This is a genomic window from Klebsiella sp. HN106 (genome assembly GCF_051209435.1).
GTDB classification, from domain to species: domain Bacteria; phylum Pseudomonadota; class Gammaproteobacteria; order Enterobacterales; family Enterobacteriaceae; genus Klebsiella; species Klebsiella oxytoca.
This window is the reverse complement of record NZ_JBLURD010000001.1, coordinates 640,740-665,947: the sequence shown is the minus strand read 5'-3', so window position 1 is coordinate 665,947 and position 25,208 is coordinate 640,740. Positions and strand designations below refer to the sequence as shown.

Annotated in this window: 24 protein-coding genes; 5 read left to right on the top strand and 19 right to left on the bottom strand. The window is 56.8% G+C overall.

Annotated elements, in window-relative coordinates; translation table 11 throughout:
• Window position 1: 1 nt before the first annotated feature.
• The 10 genes from ACSIPU_RS03125 to blr form a co-directional block, all read right to left on the bottom strand.
• Window positions 2–700 (bottom strand): electron transport complex subunit E, encoded by a 699-nt coding sequence (locus ACSIPU_RS03125; RefSeq protein ID WP_004113426.1) that lies wholly within the window; start codon window positions 698–700, stop codon window positions 2–4.
• Window positions 701–703: 3 nt separating this feature from the next.
• Complete coding sequence (gene rsxG, locus ACSIPU_RS03120; RefSeq protein WP_024274266.1) at window positions 704–1,324, bottom strand: electron transport complex subunit RsxG; 621 nt, start codon at window positions 1,322–1,324, stop codon at window positions 704–706.
• Window positions 1,325–1,334: 10 nt separating this feature from the next.
• Entirely contained in the window at window positions 1,335–2,387 is a 1,053-nt protein-coding gene (gene rsxD / locus ACSIPU_RS03115) for an electron transport complex subunit RsxD (protein ID WP_023321115.1), read from the bottom strand.
• Window positions 2,388–4,589, bottom strand: a complete 2,202-nt coding sequence (rsxC, locus tag ACSIPU_RS03110; RefSeq protein WP_142471961.1) for an electron transport complex subunit RsxC — start codon at window positions 4,587–4,589, stop codon at window positions 2,388–2,390.
• Entirely contained in the window at window positions 4,582–5,160 is a 579-nt protein-coding gene (rsxB, locus tag ACSIPU_RS03105; RefSeq protein WP_004102635.1) for an electron transport complex subunit RsxB, read from the bottom strand. Before rsxB ends, rsxC begins: the two co-directional genes overlap by 8 nt.
• On the bottom strand, window positions 5,160–5,741 hold the full coding sequence (gene rsxA, locus ACSIPU_RS03100) for an electron transport complex subunit RsxA (protein WP_004102633.1): 582 nt from the start codon (window positions 5,739–5,741) through the stop codon (window positions 5,160–5,162). Before rsxA ends, rsxB begins: the two co-directional genes overlap by 1 nt.
• A gap of 77 nt (window positions 5,742–5,818) precedes the next feature.
• Entirely contained in the window at window positions 5,819–6,259 is a 441-nt protein-coding gene (locus ACSIPU_RS03095) for a DUF2569 domain-containing protein (RefSeq protein WP_004102630.1), read from the bottom strand.
• A gap of 80 nt (window positions 6,260–6,339) precedes the next feature.
• The gene (ydgT, locus tag ACSIPU_RS03090) at window positions 6,340–6,555 is read right to left on the bottom strand and encodes a transcription modulator YdgT (protein WP_004102628.1); all 216 of its coding nucleotides are present in this window, start codon (window positions 6,553–6,555) and stop codon (window positions 6,340–6,342) included.
• A gap of 220 nt (window positions 6,556–6,775) precedes the next feature.
• Window positions 6,776–8,146, bottom strand: a complete 1,371-nt coding sequence (locus ACSIPU_RS03085) for a GH1 family beta-glucosidase (protein WP_142447520.1) — start codon at window positions 8,144–8,146, stop codon at window positions 6,776–6,778.
• 103 nt (window positions 8,147–8,249) lie between these two features.
• Window positions 8,250–8,399 (bottom strand): division septum protein Blr, encoded by a 150-nt coding sequence (gene blr / locus ACSIPU_RS03080; RefSeq protein WP_017145752.1) that lies wholly within the window; start codon window positions 8,397–8,399, stop codon window positions 8,250–8,252.
• Window positions 8,400–8,583: 184 nt separating this feature from the next.
• Here blr and ACSIPU_RS03075 point away from each other — a divergent pair, with 184 nt between their 5' ends.
• Window positions 8,584–9,624, top strand: coding sequence for an oxidoreductase (locus ACSIPU_RS03075; protein WP_004113414.1), 1,041 nt, complete (start codon window positions 8,584–8,586; stop codon window positions 9,622–9,624).
• A gap of 62 nt (window positions 9,625–9,686) precedes the next feature.
• Here the strand turns inward: ACSIPU_RS03075 and add are convergent, their stop codons facing one another.
• Entirely contained in the window at window positions 9,687–10,688 is a 1,002-nt protein-coding gene (gene add, locus ACSIPU_RS03070) for an adenosine deaminase (RefSeq protein ID WP_004102621.1), read from the bottom strand.
• Window positions 10,689–10,960: 272 nt separating this feature from the next.
• Here add and metQ point away from each other — a divergent pair, with 272 nt between their 5' ends.
• On the top strand, window positions 10,961–11,776 hold the full coding sequence (gene metQ / locus ACSIPU_RS03065; protein WP_004102620.1) for a methionine ABC transporter substrate-binding lipoprotein MetQ: 816 nt from the start codon (window positions 10,961–10,963) through the stop codon (window positions 11,774–11,776).
• A gap of 82 nt (window positions 11,777–11,858) precedes the next feature.
• Here the strand turns inward: metQ and yedF are convergent, their stop codons facing one another.
• The 5 genes from yedF to malX all read right to left on the bottom strand — a co-directional run bounded on the left by yedF (window position 11,859) and on the right by malX (window position 16,829).
• Window positions 11,859–12,092: a sulfurtransferase-like selenium metabolism protein YedF gene (gene yedF / locus ACSIPU_RS03060; protein ID WP_004102619.1), complete on the bottom strand. Its 234-nt coding sequence runs from the start codon at window positions 12,090–12,092 to the stop codon at window positions 11,859–11,861.
• Entirely contained in the window at window positions 12,089–13,300 is a 1,212-nt protein-coding gene (yedE, locus tag ACSIPU_RS03055; RefSeq protein WP_004102618.1) for a selenium metabolism membrane protein YedE/FdhT, read from the bottom strand. The genes yedF and yedE overlap by 4 nt, the downstream gene beginning before the upstream one ends.
• Window positions 13,301–13,488: 188 nt before the next feature.
• The gene (ydfZ, locus tag ACSIPU_RS03050; protein ID WP_004102617.1) at window positions 13,489–13,692 is read right to left on the bottom strand and encodes a putative selenium delivery protein YdfZ; all 204 of its coding nucleotides are present in this window, start codon (window positions 13,690–13,692) and stop codon (window positions 13,489–13,491) included.
• 324 nt (window positions 13,693–14,016) lie between these two features.
• The gene (locus ACSIPU_RS03045) at window positions 14,017–15,189 is read right to left on the bottom strand and encodes a MalY/PatB family protein (RefSeq protein ID WP_196557523.1); all 1,173 of its coding nucleotides are present in this window, start codon (window positions 15,187–15,189) and stop codon (window positions 14,017–14,019) included.
• Window positions 15,190–15,236: 47 nt separating this feature from the next.
• The gene (malX, locus tag ACSIPU_RS03040; protein WP_016810114.1) at window positions 15,237–16,829 is read right to left on the bottom strand and encodes a maltose/glucose-specific PTS transporter subunit IIBC; all 1,593 of its coding nucleotides are present in this window, start codon (window positions 16,827–16,829) and stop codon (window positions 15,237–15,239) included.
• 174 nt (window positions 16,830–17,003) lie between these two features.
• Here malX and ACSIPU_RS03035 point away from each other — a divergent pair, with 174 nt between their 5' ends.
• Window positions 17,004–18,032: a Mal regulon transcriptional regulator MalI gene (locus tag ACSIPU_RS03035; RefSeq protein ID WP_004102611.1), complete on the top strand. Its 1,029-nt coding sequence runs from the start codon at window positions 17,004–17,006 to the stop codon at window positions 18,030–18,032.
• Window positions 18,033–18,057: 25 nt separating this feature from the next.
• On the opposite strand, the gene ACSIPU_RS03030 is transcribed toward ACSIPU_RS03035, so the two are convergent.
• Both ACSIPU_RS03030 and manA read right to left on the bottom strand, forming a co-directional pair.
• Entirely contained in the window at window positions 18,058–19,605 is a 1,548-nt protein-coding gene (locus tag ACSIPU_RS03030) for a YdgA family protein (protein ID WP_004102609.1), read from the bottom strand.
• Window positions 19,606–19,703: 98 nt separating this feature from the next.
• Entirely contained in the window at window positions 19,704–20,882 is a 1,179-nt protein-coding gene (gene manA, locus ACSIPU_RS03025; protein WP_023321105.1) for a mannose-6-phosphate isomerase, read from the bottom strand.
• A 197-nt stretch (window positions 20,883–21,079) separates the two neighbouring features.
• Between manA and fumA the strand changes: the two genes are divergently transcribed.
• Together fumA and fumC are read left to right on the top strand one after the other, a co-directional pair.
• Window positions 21,080–22,726, top strand: a complete 1,647-nt coding sequence (gene fumA, locus ACSIPU_RS03020; RefSeq protein WP_196557524.1) for a class I fumarate hydratase FumA — start codon at window positions 21,080–21,082, stop codon at window positions 22,724–22,726.
• Window positions 22,727–22,867: 141 nt separating this feature from the next.
• Window positions 22,868–24,268, top strand: a complete 1,401-nt coding sequence (gene fumC / locus ACSIPU_RS03015) for a class II fumarate hydratase (RefSeq protein ID WP_004102603.1) — start codon at window positions 22,868–22,870, stop codon at window positions 24,266–24,268.
• Here the strand turns inward: fumC and tus are convergent.
• A complete protein-coding gene (gene tus, locus ACSIPU_RS03010) occupies window positions 24,258–25,190 on the bottom strand; it encodes a DNA replication terminus site-binding protein (RefSeq protein WP_004113404.1) in 933 nt (310 codons plus the stop codon). The two genes, fumC and tus, sit on opposite strands and share 11 nt — an antisense overlap.
• Between the last annotated feature and the right edge of the window lie 18 nt (window positions 25,191–25,208).

Genomic DNA, 25,208 nt, shown 5'->3' with positions numbered 1-25,208 from the left:
CCTATGCTTTTCCCGTCACATCAGAGGGCGCAACGATCCCGGCCTGCGCCGCTTTGGCTTTGCGCTGTTTGCTACGTTCATCAATGAGGTATTTTACCGCCAACATCATGCCGAGGCCAATAAATGCGCCCGGCGGCAGCATTGCCAGCAGGAACGGCGTATCGGTATGAAATACTTCTATACGCAGAACCTTTGCCCAACTGCCGAGCAGGCTATCGGCACCATCAAACAGGGTACCGTTGCCGAGAATTTCCCGCATCGAGCCGAGGACAAACATCGCGCAGGTCGCCCCCATGCCGATGGAAAAACCATCCAGCGCCGATAGCGCCGGGCCTTTTTTCGCGGCAAAGGCCTCAGCGCGCCCGACCACAATGCAGTTGGTGACGATAAGCGGGATAAAAATCCCCAGAGACTGATAAAGGCCGAACGCATAAGCGTTGATCAGCATCTGGACGACGCTCACCACCGAAGCGATGATCATAACGTAAATCGGAATACGGATTTCCGCCGGCGTCCAGCGACGCAGGCTGGAAATGGTCAGGTTAGTCAGGGTAAGAACCAGCGTCGTCGCCAGCCCAAGCCCAAGAGCGTTGGTGGCGGTAGAGGTTACGGCGAGCAGAGGACACATCCCCAGCAGCTGAACCAGCGCGGAGTTGTTTTTCCACAGCCCCTGAACAATAACGTCTTTTACTTCGCTCATGGTCTAGTCTCCACAGGGAGTGATAGCAGAAATCTGCGCGGGCAGAGTTTGCGCATACAGGCCCGCGCGCTTGACGGCATTGACCACCGCGCGCGGAGTAATGGTAGCCCCGGTAAACTGATCGAAATCGCCGCCATCTTTTTTCACGGCCCAGTGGCTATCGTTTTGCCCATGAATCACTTTATCGGCAAAGAGGGTGATCCAGTCAGAAATTCTAAGCTCGATCTTATCGCCCAGGCCCGGCGTCTCATGATGCTCGGTGACGCGGGTACCCAGCACGGTACCTTTAAAGTCGGCGGCAACCAGTAGCTGAATGGCTCCTGAATAGCCGTCCGGCGCGGTAGCTTCCATCACCGCTGCAACCGCTTTATCGCCATTCTGAGCAATCCAGACCTTATGCTCGCCTTTTCCCAGCTCCGGCGCGGTTACCCGATAACAGCTTTTCAGCAAGTCGTTATTATATAAATTGGCCGGCATAACCTGGTCGAATAAGGCTTTTTGCTGCTGGGCGGCCTGGTCTTCAATAGTGCTTTTAGTCAGTTCGTTAATGGCGGCCGTCAGCCCGGTCGAACCCGCAGCAAAGAGGGCCAGCGTGATGCCGTGTTTACGCATGCTTTGTAACATGTTCGGGTCCTCAGCGGTGGCCGTACGCGCGCGGGCGCGTGTAATAATCGATCAAGGGAACGGTAATATTAGCCAGCAGAACGGCAAAGGCGACGCCATCCGGGTAGCCGCCAAAGCTGCGAATTAGCCACACCAGTAACCCCGCCAGCGCGCCGAAGATCAGGCGACCGCGATTGGTGGTGGAAGCGGTCACCGGGTCCGTCAGGATAAAGAAGGCGCCCAGCATGGTGGCGCCGGAGAGCAGATGAATTTGCGGTGAGGCGAGGCTTTCTGGTGAGAATAGCCATCCCAGGGTGGCGCAAACGGCAAGGCTCAGCAGGAAGCTCAACGGAATATGCCAGCGAATGGCTTTTTGCCATAGCAGGAACAGGCCGCCCGCCAGATAAGCCACGTTAACCCACTGCCAGCCGAGACCGGCCAGTGCGCCGCCGTAGACAGGATACTGGAGGATCTCTTGCACCGCATGACCGGCATGGAGCGAGGTTTTGAAGGTATCCAGCGGCGTTGCCTGACTGATGCCGTCAATGCCGATTCGCAGGCTGTTCATGTCCCCGCCGGTAGCCGTATGACCAGTGAAAATCATCGTCAGCGCGTCGCTAAAACCGGGTACATTGGCGGCTATCTCATGGGGCGGGAGCCAGGAGGTCATCTGCACCGGGAAAGAGATCAGCAGCACCACGTAGCCAATCATTGCCGGGTTAAAAGGATTGTGACCCAGTCCACCGTACAGCTGTTTGGCGATAATCACCGCAAACGCAGTGCCCAGCACGACCATCCACCACGGCGCAAAAGGCGGAATACTGATCGCCAGCAGCAGGCCGGTCAGCAGCGCTGAGTTATCGGCAAGAATCGCCGGGATATTTTGTTTGCGCAGTTTAAGAATGGCCGCTTCGGCTCCCCACGCCGTGACGGCGGCGAGGATAATTTGCAGTACGGTACCCCAGCCGAAAAACCAGGTCTGAACCACAATACCGGGTACGGCGGCGAGCAGCACCAGCAGCATAATCCGCGAAGTCTGGCGCTGATTGTGAGTGTAGGGGGAACTTGCGATTCTGAAAACCATTTAATCCTCGTTAACTGCCTGCCGGGACGCTTTCCGGGCCTGAACGCGGGCGATTGCTTCAGCGACTGCCGCTTTGCGGCCGTCATCATTGGCTGCCGACGGGGGAACTGCTTGTTGCTGTTGTTCTGCTTTACGCGCTTTGGCCCGGGCAATCGCGGCCTCGACGGCGGCCTTGCGCGGGTCAACGGTAGCAGGCTGTTCTGCGGCGGGGGCAGGTTCAGCCGGGGCCGCCTGCTGGCCCGCTTTGCGCGCTTTGGCCCGGGCGATCGCGGTCTCGACGGCGGCCTTGCGTGGGTCAACGGTAGCAGGCTGTTCTGCGGCGGGGGCAGGTTCAGCCGGGGCTGCCTGCAGGCCCGCTTTGCGCGCTTTGGCGCGGGCGATCGCGGCCTCGACGGCGGCCTTGCGCGGGTCAACGGTAGCAGGTTGCTCTGCGGCGGGGGCAGGTTCAGCCGGGGCTGCCTGCTGGCCCGCTTTGCGCGCTTTGGCGCGGGCGATCGCGGCCTCGACGGCGGCCTTGCGCGGGTCAACGGTAGCAGGTTGCTCTGCGTCCGGGGCAGGTTCAGCCGGGACTACCAGCTGCTCAGCCCTGCGCGCCCGCGCCTCGGCCTTACGGGCTTCGCGAGCGGCGATGGCTTCGCTATTATTCGGTTTCTCGCCGGAGAGCACGATAATCGGCTGTGCCGCGTTGCGCTGCTTTTCACGTACGCGGGCAAGGGCGGCGTTAATCGCATCCTGATCTTTCGCTGCTGGCTGTACGGCTGCCTGCTTATGACGTTCCAGCCTTGCGGCTTTATCCCGTTCCAGGCGAGCCTGACGCGCCTCAAAGCGGACTTTCGCTTCCGCTGCGCGTTTCTCTTCTTGCGCAATGGCGTATATCTCGGCTTTCTCCTGGCGGAAGTACTGCACCAGCGGGATATTGCTTGGACAAACCCAGGCGCAGGCACCGCACTCGATACAATCGGCGAGGTTATGGCTGGTGGCTTTGTCGTGCTGCTGCCCTTTGCTGAACCAGTATAACTGCTGCGGCAAAAGATCGGCCGGGCAGGCGTCCGCGCAGGCGCTACAGCGGATACAGCCTTTTTCCTCTTCCGGTTCGCCCATTTCGCTCGCCGAAGGCGCCAGCAGACAGTTGGTGATTTTGACCACCGGCACGTCGAGCCAGGGCAGGGTGAAGCCCATCAGCGGGCCGCCCATAATCACCATCGGATCGGCGCCTGGGCAGAAACCGGCATCTTTTAACAGATGGCTGACCGGCGTACCCAGGCGCGCCCAGACGTTGCCCGGACGCGTGACCGCTTCACCGGTTAAGGTGACTACGCGCTCCGTCAGCGGCTCGCCGTCTATCACCGCACGTTTCACCGCATAGGCGGTACCGACGTTTTGCATCAATACGCCGATATCAGAGGAGCGCCCACCGTGGGGCACCTGTTTACCGGTGAGGATTTGCGTCAGCTGTTTTGCACCGCCTGAGGGGTATTTCGTCGGGATTACGCGCAGCGAAATACCGTGCGTGTCGGCGAGTACCGCGCGGAGCATCGAAATCGCCTGCGGTTTATTATCCTCGATGCCGATCAGCACCTGTGCAGGTTGCAGAATATGGGCAAGGATGCGAATTCCCTCAACGATTTGCGCCGCGCAATCCTGCATCAGGCGATCGTCAGCGGTGATATAGGGCTCACACTCCGCCGCATTGATGATTAATGTTTCGATTCTGTCGCCGCCCCCGCGCAGCTTAGTGCCGGTGGGGAAACCGGCGCCGCCAAGCCCGGCTACGCCAAACTGGTGAATGCGCTCAATCAGCTCTTCGCGGGATTTATTCTGGTAATCGTTCCAGCCATCGCGCTCAATCCAGCGGTCTTCGCCATCGGCATCAATAATGACGCTCATTTCCGCCAGCGCGGAAGGGTGGGCGGTCGAGTGGGGGGCAATCGCCGCCACGATGCCGGACGTTGGCGCGTGCACCGGCAGCATTCTGCCCCAGCCGCGGGTTAGCGGCTGGCCGCGCAGGACGCGATCGCCCGGCTGGACGCAGAGCTCACCTTCCGCGCCGATGTGTTGTTTCAGCGGGATGACAAAACGCTGCGGCAGGGAAACCTGACGCAGCGGGGTACCGTTAGACTGGGTTTTCATTTCCGGCGGATGAATGCCGCCGTTGAAGTCCCAGACTTTGTCTTTGCGAAATGCGGAAAATAACTTAAACATGTTGTTCCACGGGAATAATGCGTACCGGGATGGTTTGAAGATCCCATTTCCAGGTTTCTGTCGTCGCCGCCACCGGGCGCAGTTCAATACATTGCGTCGGACAAGGCGCGACGCAAAGATTACAGCCGGTGCAGAGGTCGCTCATCACCGTATGCATCGCACGGGTGGCGCCGACGATGGCATCCACAGGACAGGCCTGAATGCATTTTGTGCAGCCGATGCAGTTCGCTTCGTCGATCACCGCCAGCATTCGCGCAGGTACGGCTTCTTGCGCATCGCCGTCCGTAGGCTGCGGGTCGACGTTCAACAGCTCAGCGATTTTGAGCATCACCGCTTCGCCGCCGGGCGCGCAGCAGTTAATTTTCTCACCCTGAGTGCCTACGGCTTCCGCGTAGGGACGACAGCCGGGGTAACCGCACTGACCGCACTGGCTCTGCGGTAGCAGGGCGTCAATTTTTTCCACCACCGGGTCATCTTCCACCTCAAAACGGCGCGAAGCGTACCCCAGAATTAAGCCGAAAATCAGCCCCAGCAGGCTAATGGCAACCACGGCTATCCAGACAGCATTCATTACAACTTCACCAAACCACTAAAGCCCATAAAGGCGAGGGACATTAAACCGGCAGTGACCAGCGCAATGGCATTACCGCGAAACGGCGCCGGCACATCGGCAACCACCAGACGCTCGCGGATGGAGGCGAAAAGCACCATCACCAGCGAAAAGCCGACGGCGGCAGCAAAGCCGTACAGCGCAGACTGCAGGAAATTATGCCCGAGGTTAATGTTGAGCAGCGCAACGCCGAGCACCGCGCAGTTGGTGGTGATCAGCGGCAGGAAGATGCCCAACAGGCGATACAACGCCGGACTGGTTTTACGCACCACCATTTCGGTAAATTGCACCACTACGGCGATAACCAGGATAAAGGCCAGGGTCCGTAAATAGACCAGGTCCAGCGGAATAAGGATCCAGGTATCAATCAGCCAGGCGCAAATTGAGGCCAGCGTCATCACAAAGGTGGTGGCGAGCCCCATTCCCATAGCGGCTTCCAGCTTTTTGGAAACCCCCATAAACGGGCAAAGTCCCAGAAACTTCACCAGCACGAAGTTGTTAACAAGAACGGTGCCAACAAAGAGCAGTAAATAATCAGCCATTATTCGACCTGAAATAGAAAAAGCCGTCTATTATCGAATAAATCGATACCGGCGACAACAGGTTAACTGTGTGGTTATTACGGATTCACAAAGGTCCGCTTAACCCGTTCAGAACGCTTGAAATAGGGAGCCAGCAGCGCCGCAGCGAGAAGGGGAAACAGCAGCTGGCGCAGCGCCAGAGCGTCTGATATTGGGGAAAAGGCAAATGCTTTTACCGCCAGCAGAAGCGTAATCAGCAGCCAGATAATGTAATGCTTTGGCACCCCTTTCCGCCGCTTGAAAAAGGCAATGGTCAACCACAGCGTGTAGTACCACATGGCGATCGCGAAGGCCAGCGAAGCAATCCACAAGGCGAGATGTTCAGTACTCATATTGCGCAGCAGGGTATAAGTCTGGGAAGACATCAGAGCATCAGCAAAAAACAGCAGCGACAATGAGGCGCTAAGCAGGGCCACCAGGAGCCATGCCAGCGGCGCCAGAAGCCATCCGCCAATACGTTCCACAGAGTCAGAGGACATTATTACTCCCGAATTTAACGCCAGTTATCAATAAAAGCAGGGCCGGAAGTATAAGCAACTGGCGTGAATGATGACAGTCTTTATTGCACGTAGCGCCAGACGGACTTGGGCACCTCGCCAATGTTGAACAATTTGCCGCCAGAAACCAGCTCCGCCCGACGATGGTCTGCGGCGCGATACATGTTGACGATCTCTTCGTTATCGGTCAGGGAATAGTTAAGGTGATCAAAAAGTTTTTCCAGACTTTCCAGCGTGCTGATTTTACGAAATTTTAATAAGTAGTCCTGAACGGTCATTTGCGTATCCATTTTATAATCAGAATAATTTAAGTTGAATATACCCATTCTGTGTAAACCTGTTCTCAACCGGCCGTTCCTTTTTTTCAGTAAACTGTATGGAATTATTTCGGTTGTAAATACCCGGAACAAGAACAGATGATGTTTCTGGCCTGGTAAAGAGGAATTTAAGAGTATTCCAGAACTGAATCAGGCGCCGGATGGCGCCTGGGAGAGAAGATTAACGCTGTTCGCCTCGGCTGGCAATAACGTTTTGGTACCAGAAAAAGCTCTTTTTACGTTTACGCGCCAGATTGTTCTGATGATCGACATAAACAAAGCCGTACTGTTTTTTATAACCGTTGAGCCAGCTTAATAGATCAATAAAGGACCAGGGATAATAGCCGCGCACGTCAGCGCCCAGTTCCAGCGCTTTTTCCAGCGCAGTTATGTGGCTATTCAGATAGTCAATACGCGGGTCGTCGACGATTTCGCCATCGATGATCGGGTCAATGGCCCCGAGTCCGTTTTCGGTGATGTAAATCGGTATGTCACCGTAGCGCGCTTTAATCATCATGATCCCGTCGGTTAAACCCTGAGGCCAAATTTCCCAGCCCCATTCGGTATAGGTACTTTGCGGGTTGCGTACAAAATAGAACAGCCCGTCGACGCCGGGTTCGCCGCCGGTCGGAACCTCCGGGGGCTGCGCTGAGACGGTTTCGCGGCGGTAGTAGTTCAGGCCGATAAAATCACAGCGGTTTTCACGCAGCAGCGCATCGTCGCCTGCGGCAAAAGCCGGAACGCCCCACAGCGCCTGGGTTTGTTGCAGGAGCTCTTCAGGGTATTGACCTTTTAGCACCGGATCGTAAAGCCAGTGGGTGTGAATAGCATCCGCCATCGCCGTCGCGCGCATATCCTCCTCGCTGTTGGTTAAAGGGGTATGCGGCTGCAGTACGTTGACAAAACCTATCTGCCCCTCGACTGCCATTTCACGAAACGCTTTCACGGCCAGCGCATGGGCGATAAAGACGTGGTGGCAGGCCTGAATCGCGCGCGCAGGGTCGCGCACCGCTGGCGGGTGGATGCCGTTAATATACCCATGCCCGATAAAGACGATAGTCTCGTTGAAGGTCGCCCACAATTTGACCCGCGAGCCGAAGCGCTGATAGCAGAGGCGGGCGTACTCAGCGAACGCTTCCGCCGTACTGCGCGCTTCCCAGCCGCCTTCCTCCTGCAGCGCCTGCGGAAGATCCCAGTGATACAGGGTGATCATCGGTTCAATATTATGCGCCAGCAGCTCATCAATCAGATCACTGTAGAACTGAACCCCAGCCTCGTTAACCTCGCCGCGGCCTTCGGGCAGCAGACGCGGCCATGAAATTGAGAAGCGATAGCTTTGCAGACCCATTTCCGCCATCAGCGCAACATCTTCGCGAAAGCGATGGTAATGGTCTACGGCGATATCGCCGGTGGTGCCCTGAAAAGTGGTGCCTGGGAGATGGGAGTAGATATCCCAGATAGAAGGGCCTTTGCCGTCGGCATCGTGTCCGCCCTCAACCTGCCAGGCTGCGGTAGCGGCTCCCCATAAAAAATGCTGCGGAAATCCGGACATGAAGAAACTCCTTATCGATTGATAAGGAGAGTGTAATAAAACCCTGTACCGCTATGCAACCGGTTTCAGAAACCGGTTGCATAGTTGCGAAGCGGGTCACTGTTTATTTCGCCAGCGGCTTCGCCTGAACAGTATCAACGGTAGGTGGGGACTGGTAGTTATCAATATGATGAGCGATAACTAAAAGCAGGGCTGAGACGCCCAAAACAATCCAGCCAATAAGTTCTACAATACGGTTAAAAACGTTTTCCATAACTCTGTAGCAAATTGTGAAACCAGAAGGAAATGGTACTAGAGGATTGAAGTAACGCAAGTGTTACATGAACTTAGTTGCGCAAATGACGTAATGCTGCGCGATAACGCGGGCAACATGCGTTAACAGAGGTCTTATCCGCAGCGTAACTGGGACACCGTTATTCTCGTTAAGGGGGTAAAATATGAGTGATGCTATCCGGGTAGGATTAATCGGTTATGGCTACGCGAGCAAGACCTTTCATGCGCCGTTAATCAGCGGTACGCCAGGGATGACGCTGGCCGCCGTGGCCAGCAGCGATGAAAATAAAGTGCATGCCGATTGGCCTGCATTGCCGGTGGTTAGCGGGCCAGAGCGGATTTTGAACGACCCCAATATCGATTTGGTGGTGATCCCGACCCCAAACGACACCCATTTTCCGCTGGCCAAGGCCGCGCTGGAGGCGGGCAAGCACGTAGTCGTCGATAAACCCTTTACCGTGACACTGTCACAGGCGCGTGAGCTTGAAGCGCTGGCAAAAAGCGGCGGGCGGCTGCTGTCGGTATTCCATAACCGCCGCTGGGACAGCGATTTTCTGACGGTAAAAGCGCTGATCAACGAAGGGCTACTGGGGGAAGTAGGATACTTTGAGTCTCATTTCGATCGCTATCGACCGCAGGTGCGTAATCGCTGGCGTGAACAAGGCGGACCGGGGAGCGGCATCTGGTACGATCTTGCCCCGCATCTGCTGGACCAGGTGGTAAATCTCTTCGGCCTGCCGGTTAGCATGCAGGTTGATCTGGCGCAGTTACGTCCGGGCTCCCAGTCCACCGACTATTTTCATGCGGTTTTAGCCTGGCCGCAGCGTCGTGTCGTGCTGCACGGAACTCTGGTCGCTGCGGCGGAAACGGCGCGCTTTATTATCCACGGTTCGCGAGGAAGCTATGTGAAATACGGTCTCGACCCGCAGGAGGAGCGGCTGAAAAGCGGCGAACGCCTGCCGCAGGAAGACTGGGGATACGATATGCGCGACGGGGTGCTGACGCGAGCGGAGGGCGAGGACATAACCGAGGAGTCGTGGCTAACGCTGCCGGGTAACTATCCGGCCTATTATGCCGCTATTCGCGATGCACTTAACGGAAGCGGCACTAATCCGGTTCCGGCAAGCCAGGCGATTCAGATTATGGAGCTGATTGAGTTTGGCCTCGAGTCGGCCAGACATCGAACGACGCTGTGTCTGAATTAGGTCATCCCCGCGACAACAACCGCCCGGCGTTGAATGACCCCCGTTTATCACGGGGGAGTCGATCAAGCCTGCTGAACGCGCTGCATCAGCGCTGCTTTTTCCCCGGCGCTTAAAAAGGCGAGTTCCAGGCCGTTGATCTGCGCCTGGCGAATCTGCTCGCGGCTCAGGCCGGCAGCCGGGGCGGCAACCGTATATTCGTGGATAATATCGACGCCCTGGACGGCGGGGTCGTCGGTATTAATGCAGGCCAACACGCCGTGCGCGAGGAAAGTTTTCAGCGGATGCCGGGCCAGCGACGGCACGGTGCTGGTCTGGATATTGGAGGTCAGACAGGACTCAATGCCGATGCGCTGCGCGGCGAGATAGTCCATCAGCGCCGGGTCCTGCACCGCCTTCACGCCGTGGCCGATGCGTTCGGCTCCCAGCTCGCGAATGGCCTGCCAGATGCTTTCCGGACCGGCGGCTTCGCCTGCATGGACCGTGATCCGCCAGCCCGCATCGCGCGCGCGGCGGAAGTGCTCCATAAACAGATTCCCTGGGAAGCCAAGTTCATCGCCGGCGAGGTCGAGGGCGGTAATGCCGTCGCGGTGGGCGAGCAGGGCTTCGAGCTCTTCCTCGCACGCCGCTTCGCCGAAGGTGCGGCTCAGAATACCGATCAGACGGGCTTCAACGTTAAAGTCGCGGCTGCCTTCTTTTACCCCAGCGATCACCGCTTCGACGACGCCCGCTACCGGCAGCTGGTGGGTCATCGCCATATAGCGCGGAGAGAAACGCAGTTCGACGTAATGCAGTCCGTTGCGCGCGGCATCTTCAAGGTTTTCATAGGCAACGCGGCGGCAGGCATCCAGAGAAGCGAGCATTTTTACACCCCAATCCAGCTTAGAGAGGAAGCTGACCAGGTCGGGCTCATTGCTGGTGACCTGTACATGAGGACGTAATGTTTCGAGCGTATTTGCCGGAAGTGCGAGGTTATACTGGCGGCCAAGATCGAGAATAGTTTGGGCCCGGATATTACCGTCAAGATGGCGATGGATGTCGGTTAATGGCAAAGTTAAATCAATCATGGTCGCACTCTTTTTTTAGTTAAAGTGCGCGTCATTGTACATCAGAACGATAAATGGTTAAAAGAGGAGAAAAATACCGAATAAATCAATGAAAAAGGGAGTGGTGAGGAAAGATTCCCCTCTCTCTGAGCCGCATGTCGCATTCGCTCATAGCAAAACGCTATTAATCATAGTGAATCAGTATTTAATTTCGCCCGTGTGATTTTCTATAGTCTCTGGCGCTGGTTTTCCTGCAATGAATGGCAGGCTATTTTAAAAAGGACCCTGGGAATATGATCTTTACGTTAAAAAAAATTGCAGTACCGCTGGTTGTCGCAAGCTCGCTGTTGCTGGCAGCCTGCAAACCTGGCGAGCAGGACCCTAACCACATCAAAGTGGGCATTAGCGCAGGCGTTGACCAGGAGGTCTGGGCGGTGGCGCAAAAAGTGGCAAAAGAGAAGTACAATCTCGACGTCGAAGTGGTGACGTTTAATGATTTCGTCCTGCCCAACGAAGCGCTGAACAACGGCGATCTTGATGCTAATGCTTTCCAGCATAAGCCTTATCTGGATAAACAAATTCAGGAGCGCGGCTATAAGCTGGTTCAGGTTGGCACGACGTTCGTTTATCCGATTGCCGCCTATTCGAAGAAAATCAGTTCGGTCGACCAACTGCCCGATGGCGCGCAGGTGGCCGTTCCCAACGATCCAACTAACCTCGGACGCTCGCTGCTGCTACTGCAAAAGCAGGGGCTGATTACATTGAAGGAGGGCACCGGTCTGCTGCCCACTTCGCTTGATATCATTAATAACCCGAAAAACTTAAAAATCGTCGAGATTGAGGCGCCGCAGCTTACCCGCGCGCTGGACGACCAGCAGATAACTATGGCGATAATTAATACCACTTTCTCAAGCCAGGTGGGCCTGTCACCGTCGCGCAACGGCCTGTTTGTGGAAAGCAAAGATTCGCCCTACGTCAATATCTTTGCCAGCCGCATCGAAAACAAAGATAGCGAAAAGGTAAAAAATCTGGTGAAGGCCTACCAGAGCGATGAGGTGGCCGCGGCGGCAGAACAGCTTTATAAAGGCGATGCGGTTAAGGGCTGGTAATCGTTTCATACCCGGTATGGCGTCAGCCGCCGACGGGCAAGCGCATATAACGGCCGGTAGCGTGCTACCGGCTTTTTGATGGCTATTTTTGAATCAAATAGCGGATGGTTGGCCCATCTTGCTGAATATCGAGCACGGTATAGCCGTGATTTTTGGCATCCAGCGGGATATTGTTAATCGACTGCGGGCAGTCGCTGACCACTTCAAGAATTTCGCCTTTCTTCAGCGAGGGCATCGCTTCAAGCGTGGCGATGGCAGGATAGGGGCAGGGTTCGCCAACCATATCCAGGCGATAGTCCGGGACCAGAGTTTTCATGCGCTTTCCTTAACCGTCGAGGTGGCGAGAGATTTGCGGCGGAAAAAGCGTTTTTCCCAGCCAATAACCAAACCCAGCGCGATCAGCAGCAGGAGATAGGTCACCAGCAGGCCGCCGAAAGGCCCGAATGTCGCCAGCAGGTTGATTTTATCCCAGCTTGTGGCCAGCGCCGGGGAGAGTCCGTCCCAGTAGTATGCCAGGATCGTTGAACCTATCACGTTGCCCAGCCCAACCCACCAGAAGTGCACCTGGCCTTCCACCGCGCGGTACATCCAGCCGGTTTCGCAGCCGCCCGCCAGGACGATTCCAAAGCCGAACAGCAGACCGCCGATGACCGCGTTGGGGCCGGCCCACATAATTTTTGGTTCCATGCCAAGCTGCACGTAGCTGAAGATCCCGATGGCGCTGGCCGCCATACCGAAAATGATCGCCTTCGCCATATTGGTGCGTCCGGTGATCCACATATCGCGAAAGGCAGAGGTAAAGCAGATCTGCGCGCGTTCGATAAGCAGGCCAAACCCGACGCCAAACAGCAGCGCCAGGCCGAGCTTCGGCTGGTTAGCTGCGGTGAGCAGACCCCAGGCGATCATGGCAAAAAAGACCACCATCCCGAGACGGAACCGGCGTCGCGCCTGGTCAGGTTTTTGCGTCAGCGGCGACGCCTGCGACACTTTTTGCATCTTAACCGGAATACGGAAGATGGGCAGCAAGGTAAAACGCGCGCCGAACCAGGTGCCGATAGCCGTCGCGATGGCAAAGAACCAGGCGTGCAGAGAAAACTGCGGGATACCGGTGAAGAAGGCGGCCAGGTTACAGCCCATCGCCAGACGGGCGCCGAAGCCGGCAATGATGCCTCCGGCGACGGCCTGCAGAATACGCACCCGGCTGCGAGGAAAACGCAGCTTCACGTTATTCGCCCACAGCGCAGCGGCGAAACAGCCGCCGAACATGCCGATGATCATCATGCCGTCGATGCGAGTGAGCGGGGTGCCCTCAAGATGAATGAGTTTGTAGTACCCCCACTCTTCGCTGTGCACGCCGATAAGTTGCAGCAATTGTCCGCCCCAGCGGGTAAATTCGCCGGTGACGGCCCAAAAAGTGCCGGTAATGCCGAAGTAGTAGGTTGAGAGAATCCCCGCGGCGATAACGGCGGGAACGGGTGACCAGAATTTAATCAGCCACGTCTGTTTGAATTGTTGCCATGTCATGAAGATGCCTCTGAACTCAGAAGGTATATTACCCGTAACGGGTTGAAGAGGGGCGATACTACGCTGTTTAGTTCCTGAAAACGCTCGACAGGATCAAATTGACCGATAAAGAGAATATAAAAGGCCACGCGCTGGTGGCCTTTCACGACCGCTTATTCGCGGCCTGCTGTTAATGACGGTACGCGAATTCAGTTAAAGCCCAGACGAATCAGGTTCAGCGGGCTAAATAACCCTTCGTGTCCGTCTATTTCCACGCAATCAGCACGACGGATCTGCTCCGCCGTTTTACCTTCAGCGTGGATGGCCTTAATGACGCCCGTCGCGCCGCTATCGGCTACCATAACCATGCTGCCGGTAGAGATAGCATTACGGTTACGATCGTAAGTTTTCATAATTTCGTCCTCCTGATTAATACTTTGACGGGAATGAAAAGCGGCAATTAAATACACCTTTGCGGCGCGAATTTTTTTGCGTCTCGTCAAAATTTGGTCTCATTATGCCCGGAGACTCTTAGGTCGGGGGCAGGCAGGGGAGCGGGATTGAGACGGTTAATAAGCCAGAGGTTATTTTTTCCGCGGTCAGGTGAATCTCATCGGCGTGGCACAGAGAGAACTATGATTTTATTCGCGCTTAATGTTTGTACCGCGCAAAGCGCCGGTGAAATAAACGCCAGCGGTAGCGGGGAGCCCGCTACCTGATTATTGAAGGGAAAATAATTAGCGCAGCGAACGCAGGGCGGCGATTAATCCCTGCACGCCTTTTTCCAGCTTCTCGCGTGGGCAACCGGCGTTGAGACGGACAAAGCCCTTACCCTCTTCGCCGTAAGTGTAGCCGGGCATAATGGCGACCTTCTGCTCCTCGATAAGTGCTTTTTGCAGAGCGCGATCCTCAACGGCCAGCGGGCGCAGGTCAATCCACGCCAGGTAAGTCGCCTGCGGTGGCTGCCAGCCTAGCTCCGGAAACGCCTGATTCAGTTCGCCAGCGATGAAGCGCATATTTTCCTGCAAATAACCGCGCAGGGCATCCAGCCAGGGCGCTCCCTCGCGATAGGCGGCAATATGGGCGACCAGCGCCGGCACGGAAGGTGATGAGAGGCCATCGCGGCTCTTCAGCGCGTGCAGATAGCTTTCGCGCACGGCGGGATCGTCAATCAACCCGTATGCGCCGGTGAATGCCGGAATGTTGAAGCTTTTCGAGCCGGAGGTGAAGAGCGCCCAGGGGCTGCGGGCCACGTCGCACCACGGGATGTGCTGCTGCCCGTCCCAGACCATGTCCATATGGATCTCGTCGCTAATCACTTTTACCCCATGCTTCTCACACAGCTGCGCCATGGTTTCCAGCTCTTCACGGGTCCAGACCTTGCCGGTGGGGTTGTGCGGGCTGCACAGCAGCAGAATGGTATTACGCGGCTGAGCCAGTACCCGCTCCAGGGCCGCCATATCGCAGCGCCAGTGATGGTTGTCGAGAGAGAGCGGCACGGCCGCGACGCGCCGCTGGTTGCCTTCAATGGTTTTATAAAAGGCATCGTAGGCCGGAGTGTGTACCACGATGCCGTCGCCCACTGCCGACCACTGACGAATCATCTCCGCGACCATATAGATCACCGATGGCCCGTAAACAATCGCTTCGCGGTTGATTTGGCTATGAAAACGGCTGGCGAACCAGTGGCTCACCGCGCCGAGGAATTCATCATTTTTCCACCTGCTGTAGCCAAAAACACCGTGCCCCAGACGTTTGCTGACGGCATCAAGAATACAGGGGGCGGTGGCGAAATCCATGTCGGAGATCGTAAAGGGCAGCAGGTCGGCTACGCCAAAACGGTCGGCGACGTAATCCCACTGCGTGCACCAGGTACCGTGACGGTCGATCTGCTTTGAAAAATCAAACATCGCAACTTCCTTCATCCTGGCCCCCTGCCGCAAGGCGGGGGCGGAGCTTATGCCTCGACGGTATTCATCAGGACAGCCATTTCATCTTTTACCGACTGCACCTGCGGGCCAATCACTACCTGCAGGTTATGCTGGTTGAGCTGAACCACGCCGATGGCGCGATTCGCTTTCAGCGCGGCGCTGTCGACTTTGCTCATATCGTTAACCGACAGACGCAGGCGGGTAATGCAGTTATCGAGCGAAACGATATTTTCCGCGCCGCCGAGCGCGGCCAGAATCGCCGGAACGTTATACCCTGATTTGCCGGTCACGCCGGTGACAGCCTTCTCAAATGCGCTCGTTGTTTCAATATCGCGTCCCGGCGTTTTCAGGTTAAAGCGGGAGATCGCGAAACGGAAGATACCGTAGTAAACCGCAAACCAGATGGCCGCAACCACCGGTACCATGTACCACCTGGTGGACAGACCGTGCAGAATGCCGAATACCACAAAGTCGATAACGTTGCCGTCGGTGTTGCCGATTGTCACGCCGAGGATCGCCATTACGGTAAAGCCCAGGCCGGTCAGTAACGCATGGATAACGTAGAGAACCGGCGCGACGAACAGGAACAGGAATTCCAGCGGTTCGGTGGTGCCGCCTACCACGCAGGCGATAACGCCGGAAATCAGCAGGCCTTTAATCTTATGGCGATTTTCCGGACGCGCGCAGTGATACATCGCCAGCGCTGCGCCCGGCAGGCCGCCGAGGAATGCCGGCATTTTACCCTGTGACAGGAAGCGGGTCGCGCTCTCGGCGAAGCCGTGGCTGGTCGGGCAGCTTAGCTGGGCCTGGAAAATCGTCAGCGCGCCGCTGACGCTATGCCCGCAAACGTCCAGGGTGCCGCCCGCTTCGGTAAAGCGGATCAGCGCCACCAGAATATGGTGCAGGCCAAAAGGCAGCAGCAGGCGTTCACCGGTACCGAAGATCATCGGTCCGAAATCACCTGCGCTATTGATGACCTGACCGAGTGCGTTAATCCCCATGGCGAAAACGGGCCATATTATCGGGATCACCAGACCGACCAGGCCGAGAACCACGGTCGTAATAATGGGCACAAAGCGGGTACCGCCAAAAAAGGCCAGCGCGTCGGGCAGGCGGATGTTATGGAAACGTTCGTGCAGCATCCAGACGATGATCCCGGCGATCACCGCGCCGAGGATCCCGGTGTCGATCGATTGAATACCGATAATGTTCTGGATGTTATTGGCTTTGAGGATGGCGGCATCGGTGGTCGGCAGAATACCTTTGGCCGTCAGCCAGAAGTTTACCGCCAGGTTCATTACCGCGTAGCCGACAAAACCGGCAAACGCGGCGACGCCTTTGTTTTCTCGCGCCAGACCCAGTGGAATGGCGATACAAAACATCACCGGCAGAAAGCTGAAGGCAAAGGAGCCGACTTTGCCCATCCAGACGAAAACGGCCTGCAGCAGCGGCACGTCCAGCCACGGCAGAAGCGTCAGGACATCATGGCTGCTCAGAGAGCTGCCGATCCCCAGCATGATCCCGCAAAAGGAGAGTAATGCTACGGGTAACATGAAGGTTTTCCCGAGCTGCTGGAAAAACTCCCACAAGGTAATTTTGTTTGCTGTTTTCGCCGTCATAACATGAATCCTGGTTCTAAAAGTTATCGGTAGGATGCAACGCCACGAAAAGATAAAACGTTTTACCAAACTTTAGTGCGATAAAAATCACATATTCCAGCGATAATAAAGTTTATAAAGAGGGCATCCTGATAAAACGTTTTATCGACAGCCAAAGGGAGTCGGCCTGCAGTTATGGCTATCGCGAAAAAAATTACCATTAATGATGTCGCGCAGGCGGCGGGGGTATCCGTCAGTACCGTCTCGCTGGTACTGAGCGGCAAGGGGCGTATTTCGTCGGCAACCGGCGAGCGCGTCAATCACGCCATTGAACAGCTGGGCTTTGTGCGTAACCGCCAGGCGGCGTCCCTGCGCGGCGGCCAGAGCGGGGTGATTGGCCTGATCGTCAGCGACTTGTCGAAGCCTTTCTACGCGGAGATGACCGCCGGATTGACCGATGCGCTTGAGTCGCAGGGCAGAATGGTCTTCCTCACCCAGGGCGGGCACAGCGGAGAAAAAATGCTCCAGCGTTTTGATACCCTGGTTTCACAGGGGGTCGATGGCGTAGTGATTGCCGGCGCCATCGATCGGGGGGGCGAACTGCGCGATCGCGCGGCGGAAGCCGGAATGCCGCTGGTCTTCGCCTCCCGCGCCAGCTATCTCGACGATGTGGACCTGATCCGCCCGGATAATATGCAGGCGGCGCAAATTGTCACCGAGCACCTGATCCGCCGCGGTCATCAGCGCATTGCCTGGCTGGGAGGGCAAAGTTCATCCCTGACGCGCGCCGAACGGGTTGGCGGCTACTGCGCCACCCTGCTGAAATATGGCCTGCCGTTTCATAGCGAGTGGGTGGTGGAGTGCGGCTCAAGCCAGAAGCAGGCGGCGGAGGCGATGACGGCCCTGCTGCGGCAAAACCCGACCATTAGCGCCGTGCTCTGTTATAACAGCGTGATCGCGACCGGGGCGTGGTTTGGCCTGATGCGCGCCGGGCGACAGAGCGGAGAGGATGGCGTTGAAAGCTATTTCGAACAGCGGGTCGCGCTGGCGGCATTTGCGGAATTACCCGAGGAGGCGCTGGATGATCTGCCGCTGACCTGGGTTACGACTCCCGCCCGGGAGATGGGGCAAAGCCTGGCGGAATGTATTTTACGGCGTATGGAAGAGGGGCAGGGAGCGGCGCGAAACCAGATCATCTCTCCTCGGCTGATTACGCGTAAATAGCCCCTGGTGAGGGGCTATATGTCATTTATTGCTGCGGCGCGACTGGCGGTACCACTTCTTGCGGCAGCGTCTCCTGCGGCTCAGCGGGCGCCGGGACAGGGGGAAGCGCTAAACCGAACATCCCGGCAAACTCATCCAGCGGCATTTTCTGCCCGTTCAGCGTCACCTGGCCGTCAGCATACTGCAGGCTGGAGGTGATGGCGTTATCTTCCATAGTGGTAATACGGAACATCTGTCCCATCGCCGCCAGGCCTTTCACCTGCTGCTCTGCAAGCTTAGCGGCGTCGGCGGGCTGATAGCCTTCCAGCCCGGCAATCTGAGTCATAAACGCCGTCGCCATATCGACCGGGATCACCAGCTTGCCGTCGAGAGATTTGACGCTACGATCCACTTCCTCGGCCAGCGTCTGCGGCGGAGTGGTAGTCAGCGACGGATCTTTGAGCAGAATCGATAGATTCAGGGTGGTTTCGCCCTTCGCGTTGCGCCAGCTCAGCGGAGAAATGGTCAGGGACGGGCTGCCTTTCAGCATCATCGGCAGTGAGCTAAAGAAGGTTTGCGTTAGCGCCTGCTGGTACAGCTCAGGATTCTGCGCCAGCTGAGGGTCCGCCATCAGCGCCTGGGCGTCGGCATTGTACTTCTGGCTGAACTGATGGAAAGCTTCACCATCAATATTGTCCAGCTTCAGGGTCAGCCTGCCGCTACCGATATCCTGATTTTGCAGCTTCAGGCTGTTGACGGTGTAGTCCAGCTGGCTGTTAATCCCTTTGCCGTCTGCGGTCAGCGAAGAGTTGCCGTCGATTTTCATCCCTTCAAACAGCGCCAGCTCTTTTCCTTCAACGCCAATCGCCAGTTTTTCCAGCGAGATGGCCTGCTTGCCAATACGCTCGTTGAAGCTGGCCATTTCGGTGGAACCGTCGGTTTTCAGATTATTAAAGGTGAGCTGTACCTTCTGATTGTATTCGTTGACCGCGTTAATTTGCCCGCTGCCCGCTTCGCCGCTCAGGCTGAGGGTTTTTCCCTCTCGATCGGCGTTAAGCTGGAACTGGCCGCCGCTAAAAGTGACTTTCTCGTCGTCTTTCGCGTAATCAAGCGGTTTCAGCACGATAGCGGACTGGTTGTCGCCGCTGTAGGCGATGCGGGTATCGATAGTAAACGGCGTTTCGCCTTTTGCAATGTCAAACAGCGACTTGCTGGCCTCGTTGTTCACTAAGGTGGTTTTGACGGATGCCATCGCCGGGGCGAGGTTAAAGGATTTCAGTGAAGCCAGCGGGAAGGGGCCGTGATCGACAACTTCGTCAAACACCAGCGACTGTCCGGCGGCCAGCCAGCGGGGCGCTTTGCCGGCGATGGGTTTCAGGACCAGTTGTAAACGGCTGCTGAACAGACCGCGCTGATAGTCCTGATAGGTGAGCTCTACGCCAGCCTGCGGCGCGCTGCTTTGCAGCTGAGCATTCGCCTGCTGCACCATATCGGCAATGCGGCTTTCCAGCTGCTTCCCTGTGTACCAGGCGCCGCCCGTCCAGACGACGCCCAGCGCGATGATAATTCCTGCTGCGACCAGCGATTTTTTCATAGCATTTGTCCATAAATGAAACCAGGCGGATTGGGCCGCCTGGTTGTGTTGTCATGATGAGTGAAAGTCTAGCAACTGTGGCTAAAAAGTTCAGTAACTTACTGGAGCTTATTAAACACGCGCGCCACGCGACCGCTGCCGCTGACCTGTACCGGTGATTCGTTGTGCGCCACGAAAGCCGACTCGCCCGGCTTCAGCGTCAGACGCTGTTCGCCTTTCACGATCGTTGCTTCACCCTCGACGCAGAACAGGATCGCCGCGCTATCCTGGGCGATGGTTGATGCCTGCGCTGAAAGGTCGTGCAGTGAGAAAGCAAAATCGTCAACCGGGATGGGGAAGTCCAGCTCCGCGCCGTGAATGACCGGCTGGGTCAGGAGTTCGCCAGCGGGTTTGGGTTCAAATTTGACGTTTGCCACCAGCTCCGGAATATCAATGTACTTCGGCGTCAATCCCGCGCGCAGGACGTTATCGGAGTTGGCCATCACCTCCAGCGCCACGCCCTGCAGGTAGGCGTGCGGCGTTTCCGCAAACAGGAACATCGCCTCGCCGGGATTCAGCTTGACCACGTTGAGCAGTAGCGGAGAGAAAAGGCCGCTATCGTCCGGATAGAACTCGGCGATCAGGCGGATAGTCTGCCACGGTTCTCCCTGCTCGCTGTCCAGCGCTCTCTGCAGTACGCTCAGGGCGTGCGCTTTTTCGTCGCCTTTCATGTTCAGCAGGCTGGCAAACAGCTGGCTCAGATGGGCGGCGTCAGGCTGCGCCAGGAACTGCGCTATTGCCGGATGCGCTTCAGCTACCGGCTGCAGCAGCTTCACGATTTCGGAAAACTCGCGGAAGGCGTTCATGGCAAGGAACGGCGTTAACGCGAAAACCAGCTCCGGCTTGTGGTTCGGATCTTTATAGTTACGTTCGGCGGCATCAAGCGGGATCCCGGCGGCATTCTCTTTGGCAAACCCGATTTCCGAGGCCCGTTTGTTCGGGTGAACCTGAATAGAGAGCGGCTGGGCGGCGCACAGCACTTTAAACAGGAACGGCAGTTCACCAAAACGCTCGGCAACTTTGGCGCCAAGCAGGGTCGTTTTATCGCTGTCGATTGCATCGCGCAGAGAACGCGGCGTTCCGGCGTCATCGAGAATTTGCGAGCTGCTCTTCGGATGCGCGCCCATCCACAGCTCCGCCATCGGCAGGTTGTTTGGGTTAGCAATGCCATAAAGTTCGGTTAAGGCGGTATGACTTCCCCAGGCGTAATTTTGCACTGAGTTGATGAGTTTTTGCATTCTCAATCCCTGTTTCCACTTGATAGTAATGGCACTATTAAACCAGCAAACGCCCGAGAAGCAACCGGTGCGAAGAAAAAGTCGTCCTTGTCTCAGTTTTTGTTAAAAAATTGTGTAGAATCGATCGACTCGCTTTTCTACGGGCAAATGGAGTGTCTGCCTGAAATATAATCAGCCAAGCAGTAAGTGAGAGTACAATGTCGAATAAACCCTTTGTATATCAGGATCCTTTTCCACTGAAAAAGGACGATACCGAGTATTACCTCCTCAGCAGTGATTACGTCTCCGTCGCCGAATTCGCCGGCCAGGAAGTTCTGAAAGTTGAACCTCAGGCGCTAACTTTACTGGCACAGCACGCTTTCCACGACGCCTCCTTTATGCTTCGCCCGGCGCACCAGCAGCAGGTCGCCGATATTCTCAACGACCCGGAAGCCAGCGACAACGATAAATACGTGGCGCTACAGTTCTTGCGCAACTCGGATATTGCCGCCAAAGGCGTACTGCCGACCTGCCAGGACACCGGTACCGCAATTATCACCGGCAAGAAAGGTCAGCGCGTGTGGACCGGCGGCGGCGATGAAGCCGCGCTGGCGCAGGGCGTGTACAACACCTATATCCAGGATAACCTGCGCTATTCGCAGAACGCGCCGCTGGATATGTATAAAGAGGTCAACACCGGCACTAACCTGCCTGCGCAAATCGACCTCTACGCTACCGACGGCGAGGAGTACAAATTCCTCTGCATCGCCAAAGGCGGCGGCTCGGCCAACAAAACCTATCTGTATCAGGAAACCAAGGCGTTAATTACTCCGGCGAAGCTGAAAAATTACCTCGTCGAGAAGATGCGCACGCTGGGGACCGCGGCCTGCCCGCCGTACCATATTGCTTTTGTGATTGGCGGCACGTCGGCGGAGTCTACTCTGAAAACCGTTAAGCTGGCCTCAACGAAGTATTACGATGGTCTGCCGACCGAGGGCAACGAGCACGGCCAGGCCTTCCGCGATATTCAGCTCGAAAACGAGCTGTTGCTGGAAGCGCAGAACCTTGGCCTCGGTGCGCAGTTCGGCGGTAAATACTTCGCCCACGATATTCGCGTCATCCGCCTGCCGCGCCACGGCGCCTCCTGTCCGGTGGGCATGGGCGTTTCCTGCTCCGCGGATCGCAACATCAAAGCGAAGATCAACCGCGAGGGGATCTGGATTGAGAAACTGGAGAGCAATCCGGGCAAGTATATTCCCGAGCATCTGCGTCAGGCCGGCGAGGGAGAAGCGGTTAAGGTCAATCTGAACCAGCCGATGAGCGATATTCTGGCGCTGCTGTCGCAGTATCCGGTGTCGACCCGCCTGTCGCTGAGCGGTACGATTATCGTGGCGCGCGATATCGCCCACGCCAGGCTGAAAGAGCTCATCGATAATGGCGTGGAATTGCCGCAGTACGTCAAGGACCACCCGATCTACTACGCGGGCCCGGCGAAAACCCCTGACGGCTACGCTTCCGGTTCTCTTGGCCCGACCACCGCAGGCCGTATGGACTCCTACGTCGATCTGCTGCAGGCGCATGGAGCGAGTAAAATCATGTTAGCCAAAGGTAACCGCAGCCAGCAGGTGACCGACGCCTGTCACAAGCACGGCGGTTTCTACCTCGGCAGCATCGGCGGTCCGGCGGCGGTACTGGCGCAGCAGAGCATCCGTAGTCTGGAGTGCGTGGCCTGGCCGGAGCTGGGGATGGAGGCTATCTGGAAAATTGAAGTTGAAGACTTCCCGGCGTTTATCCTCGTGGATGATAAGGGCAATGACTTCTTCCAGCAGATCCAGAGTTCGCAGTGCGCCCGCTGCGTGAAATAAGCTCAGCCGCCCTTCGGGGCGGTTTTTTATGCCGCTTAGCGGCACGAACCACCAAAATAACTTATAAATCTGACCCATACTTTACGCTTTAAGCAGGTGAGCTTTGTCGCTATTACGCACTTTGAATCCAAGGAGAAAGTAATGACAACGCATCGCAGTGAAAAAGACTCTATGGGCGCAATCGATGTGCCTGCCGATAGGCTTTGGGGCGCGCAGACTCAGCGCTCGCTGGAACATTTCCGCATCTCGACGGAAAAAATGCCGGTCGAGCTTATTCATGCGCTGGCGCTGACCAAGCGTGCGGCGGCAAAGGTGAATAACGATCTCGGTCTTCTGAGCGCAGAAAAAGCGCAGGTGATTATTCAGGCTGCGGATGAAGTGCTGGCAGGCAAGCATCCGGACGAGTTTCCGCTGGCAATCTGGCAAACCGGCTCCGGTACGCAAAGCAACATGAATATGAATGAGGTGCTGGCTAATCGTGCGAGTGAACTGCTGGGCGGGGTACGCGGGATGGAGCGTAAGGTGCATCCTAACGATGATGTTAACAAGAGCCAGAGCTCTAACGACGTTTTCCCGACGGCGATGCACGTAGCGGCGATGATTGCGCTTCGGGTAAAGCTGATCCCGCAGCTCAACATTCTGAAGCAAACGCTTAATGATAAATCCCTGGCCTTCAACGATATTGTCAAAATCGGCCGCACCCACCTGCAGGATGCGACGCCGCTGACGCTCGGCCAGGAGATCTCAGGATGGGTCGCCATGCTCGAGCATAACCTCCGGCATATTGACCATAGCTTGCCCCATCTGGCGGAACTGGCGCTGGGCGGCACGGCGGTGGGAACCGGGCTTAATACCCATCCGGAATACGCGGTACGCGTCGCCGCCGAGCTGGCGGCCCTGAGCGGCCAACCGTTTGTGACCGCGCCGAACAAGTTTGAAGCGCTGGCGACCGTTGATGCGCTGGTGCATGCCCACGGCGCGCTGAAAGGGCTGGCCGCTTCGCTGATGAAAATCGCCAACGATGTGCGCTGGCTGGCCTCCGGTCCGCGCTGCGGCATCGGCGAAATTGCGATCCCGGAAAATGAACCGGGGTCGTCGATTATGCCGGGCAAGGTTAACCCGACCCAGTGCGAGGCCCTCACTATGGTCTGCTGTCAGGTGATGGGTAACGATGTCGCGGTAAACATCGGCGGCGCTTCGGGCAACTTTGAGCTCAACGTTTACCGCCCGATGGTGATCCACAATTTCCTGCAATCGGTGCGGCTGCTGGCTGATGGGATGGCGAGCTTTAATGAGCACTGCGCGTCAGGCATTGAACCTAACCGCGAGCGCATCAGCCAGTTGCTCAATGAGTCGCTGATGCTGGTTACCGCCTTGAATACTCATATTGGCTACGACAAAGCGGCGGAAATTGCCAAAAAGGCGCATAAAGAGGGGTTAACGCTCAAGGCCTCCGCGTTGGCGCTCGGCTACCTGACGGAAGAGGAATTTGACCGCTGGGTGCGCCCTGAAGAGATGGTAGGCAGTATGGCTATTCGCTAGCCAGCCACAGGTGCAGTCGCGGAATCATTAGCCTGAGCGATTGCGCCTGCGGTTTATAACGATACTGCACGTTCCCGGCGTCATAGTTCAGAAGCTCTCCGAGGTCCGGCACGCTAACGCCCTGCGTGCCGGATATCAGCGCGATCATCGGCCCTGGACAGGCGTATTGCACCTGCTTTTGCTGCCCGCTATACCACACCCTGGCGATAGGCTGAACCTTTACCGGCCTCTTTATCTTCAGCTTCGCCCGCTGCGGCAGGGCGGCAATATCCTGGTACTCTCGCTCCAGCTTGCTTTGCCACTGTTCGCGCGTCCAGGGCGGAACCGCGCGGGGCGACTGAAGACTTTTTTCCAGTTGCATGAGAACCTGGTCGCGGGTGAGATTTTTAATCACATGCTTATTGGCCCAGCCGAAGCGGATAGTGCTCGGGTCAATTAACGGGGTGAGCGTGCGATAGGCGCTCAGCGTGATCAGTCCCGGCAGGTGGCGATGGACCCACTCAAATCGTGCGGTAGCGGGAAGACCGGAATCGACGGTGATAATCTTCTCGAAGGTCGCTTTAAGAACGTTGATATGGGCGATCTTGCGTAATAGTTCTGCCTGCTCGCTGGCCTCAGTTCGCAGGCAGATCGCGCCGGGCAAACGCACGGCAGCCTTACTGCTGCGGGTTTCCGACTGCTGCTGGATAAACAGGTGGCTATAGTGTTTGAGCGCCATCTCCAGCGCGGGTTTACCGGTGTGCTGAACCACGTTGATGTTCTCCAGCGGCTGGTGTTCGGCATCTTTGCTGACCGGCGGCAGCTCAAAGACGCGCGCAGCCAGCAGACGGCACTGGCTCAGGGCCTGTTTAAGCGCCTGCAGTTCACGCTCGAGCTGGCGAAAGGTGTCGTTCAGACGTTCAACGAGGTCATAGCTGGCCATATTTCTCCACCTTAGTTA

What these genes read in the sequence shown, in the direction of transcription:
- blr (WP_017145752.1), bottom strand. Translation starts at nt 8,399, where the DNA reads ATGGAAAACGTTTTTAACCGTATTGTAGAACTTATTGGCTGGATTGTT.
- ACSIPU_RS03030 (WP_004102609.1), bottom strand. Translation starts at nt 19,605, where the DNA reads ATGAAAAAATCGCTGGTCGCAGCAGGAATTATCATCGCGCTGGGCGTC.
- ydfZ (WP_004102617.1), bottom strand. Translation starts at nt 13,692, where the DNA reads ATGAAAACTTACGATCGTAACCGTAATGCTATCTCTACCGGCAGCATG.
- ACSIPU_RS03125 (WP_004113426.1), bottom strand. Translation starts at nt 700, where the DNA reads ATGAGCGAAGTAAAAGACGTTATTGTTCAGGGGCTGTGGAAAAACAAC.
- fumC (WP_004102603.1), top strand. Translation starts at nt 22,868, where the DNA reads ATGACAACGCATCGCAGTGAAAAAGACTCTATGGGCGCAATCGATGTG.
- rsxB (WP_004102635.1), bottom strand. Translation starts at nt 5,160, where the DNA reads ATGAATGCTGTCTGGATAGCCGTGGTTGCCATTAGCCTGCTGGGGCTG.
- tus (WP_004113404.1), bottom strand. Translation starts at nt 25,190, where the DNA reads ATGGCCAGCTATGACCTCGTTGAACGTCTGAACGACACCTTTCGCCAG.
- yedE (WP_004102618.1), bottom strand. Translation starts at nt 13,300, where the DNA reads ATGACATGGCAACAATTCAAACAGACGTGGCTGATTAAATTCTGGTCA.
- rsxA (WP_004102633.1), bottom strand. Translation starts at nt 5,741, where the DNA reads ATGGCTGATTATTTACTGCTCTTTGTTGGCACCGTTCTTGTTAACAAC.
- metQ (WP_004102620.1), top strand. Translation starts at nt 10,961, where the DNA reads ATGATCTTTACGTTAAAAAAAATTGCAGTACCGCTGGTTGTCGCAAGC.
- ACSIPU_RS03075 (WP_004113414.1), top strand. Translation starts at nt 8,584, where the DNA reads ATGAGTGATGCTATCCGGGTAGGATTAATCGGTTATGGCTACGCGAGC.
- yedF (WP_004102619.1), bottom strand. Translation starts at nt 12,092, where the DNA reads ATGAAAACTCTGGTCCCGGACTATCGCCTGGATATGGTTGGCGAACCC.
- malX (WP_016810114.1), bottom strand. Translation starts at nt 16,829, where the DNA reads ATGACGGCGAAAACAGCAAACAAAATTACCTTGTGGGAGTTTTTCCAG.
- rsxC (WP_142471961.1), bottom strand. Translation starts at nt 4,589, where the DNA reads ATGTTTAAGTTATTTTCCGCATTTCGCAAAGACAAAGTCTGGGACTTC.
- add (WP_004102621.1), bottom strand. Translation starts at nt 10,688, where the DNA reads ATGATTGATTTAACTTTGCCATTAACCGACATCCATCGCCATCTTGAC.
- ydgT (WP_004102628.1), bottom strand. Translation starts at nt 6,555, where the DNA reads ATGACCGTTCAGGACTACTTATTAAAATTTCGTAAAATCAGCACGCTG.
- ACSIPU_RS03035 (WP_004102611.1), top strand. Translation starts at nt 17,004, where the DNA reads ATGGCTATCGCGAAAAAAATTACCATTAATGATGTCGCGCAGGCGGCG.
- manA (WP_023321105.1), bottom strand. Translation starts at nt 20,882, where the DNA reads ATGCAAAAACTCATCAACTCAGTGCAAAATTACGCCTGGGGAAGTCAT.
- ACSIPU_RS03045 (WP_196557523.1), bottom strand. Translation starts at nt 15,189, where the DNA reads ATGTTTGATTTTTCAAAGCAGATCGACCGTCACGGTACCTGGTGCACG.
- fumA (WP_196557524.1), top strand. Translation starts at nt 21,080, where the DNA reads ATGTCGAATAAACCCTTTGTATATCAGGATCCTTTTCCACTGAAAAAG.
- ACSIPU_RS03095 (WP_004102630.1), bottom strand. Translation starts at nt 6,259, where the DNA reads ATGTCCTCTGACTCTGTGGAACGTATTGGCGGATGGCTTCTGGCGCCG.
- ACSIPU_RS03085 (WP_142447520.1), bottom strand. Translation starts at nt 8,146, where the DNA reads ATGTCCGGATTTCCGCAGCATTTTTTATGGGGAGCCGCTACCGCAGCC.
- rsxD (WP_023321115.1), bottom strand. Translation starts at nt 2,387, where the DNA reads ATGGTTTTCAGAATCGCAAGTTCCCCCTACACTCACAATCAGCGCCAG.
- rsxG (WP_024274266.1), bottom strand. Translation starts at nt 1,324, where the DNA reads ATGTTACAAAGCATGCGTAAACACGGCATCACGCTGGCCCTCTTTGCT.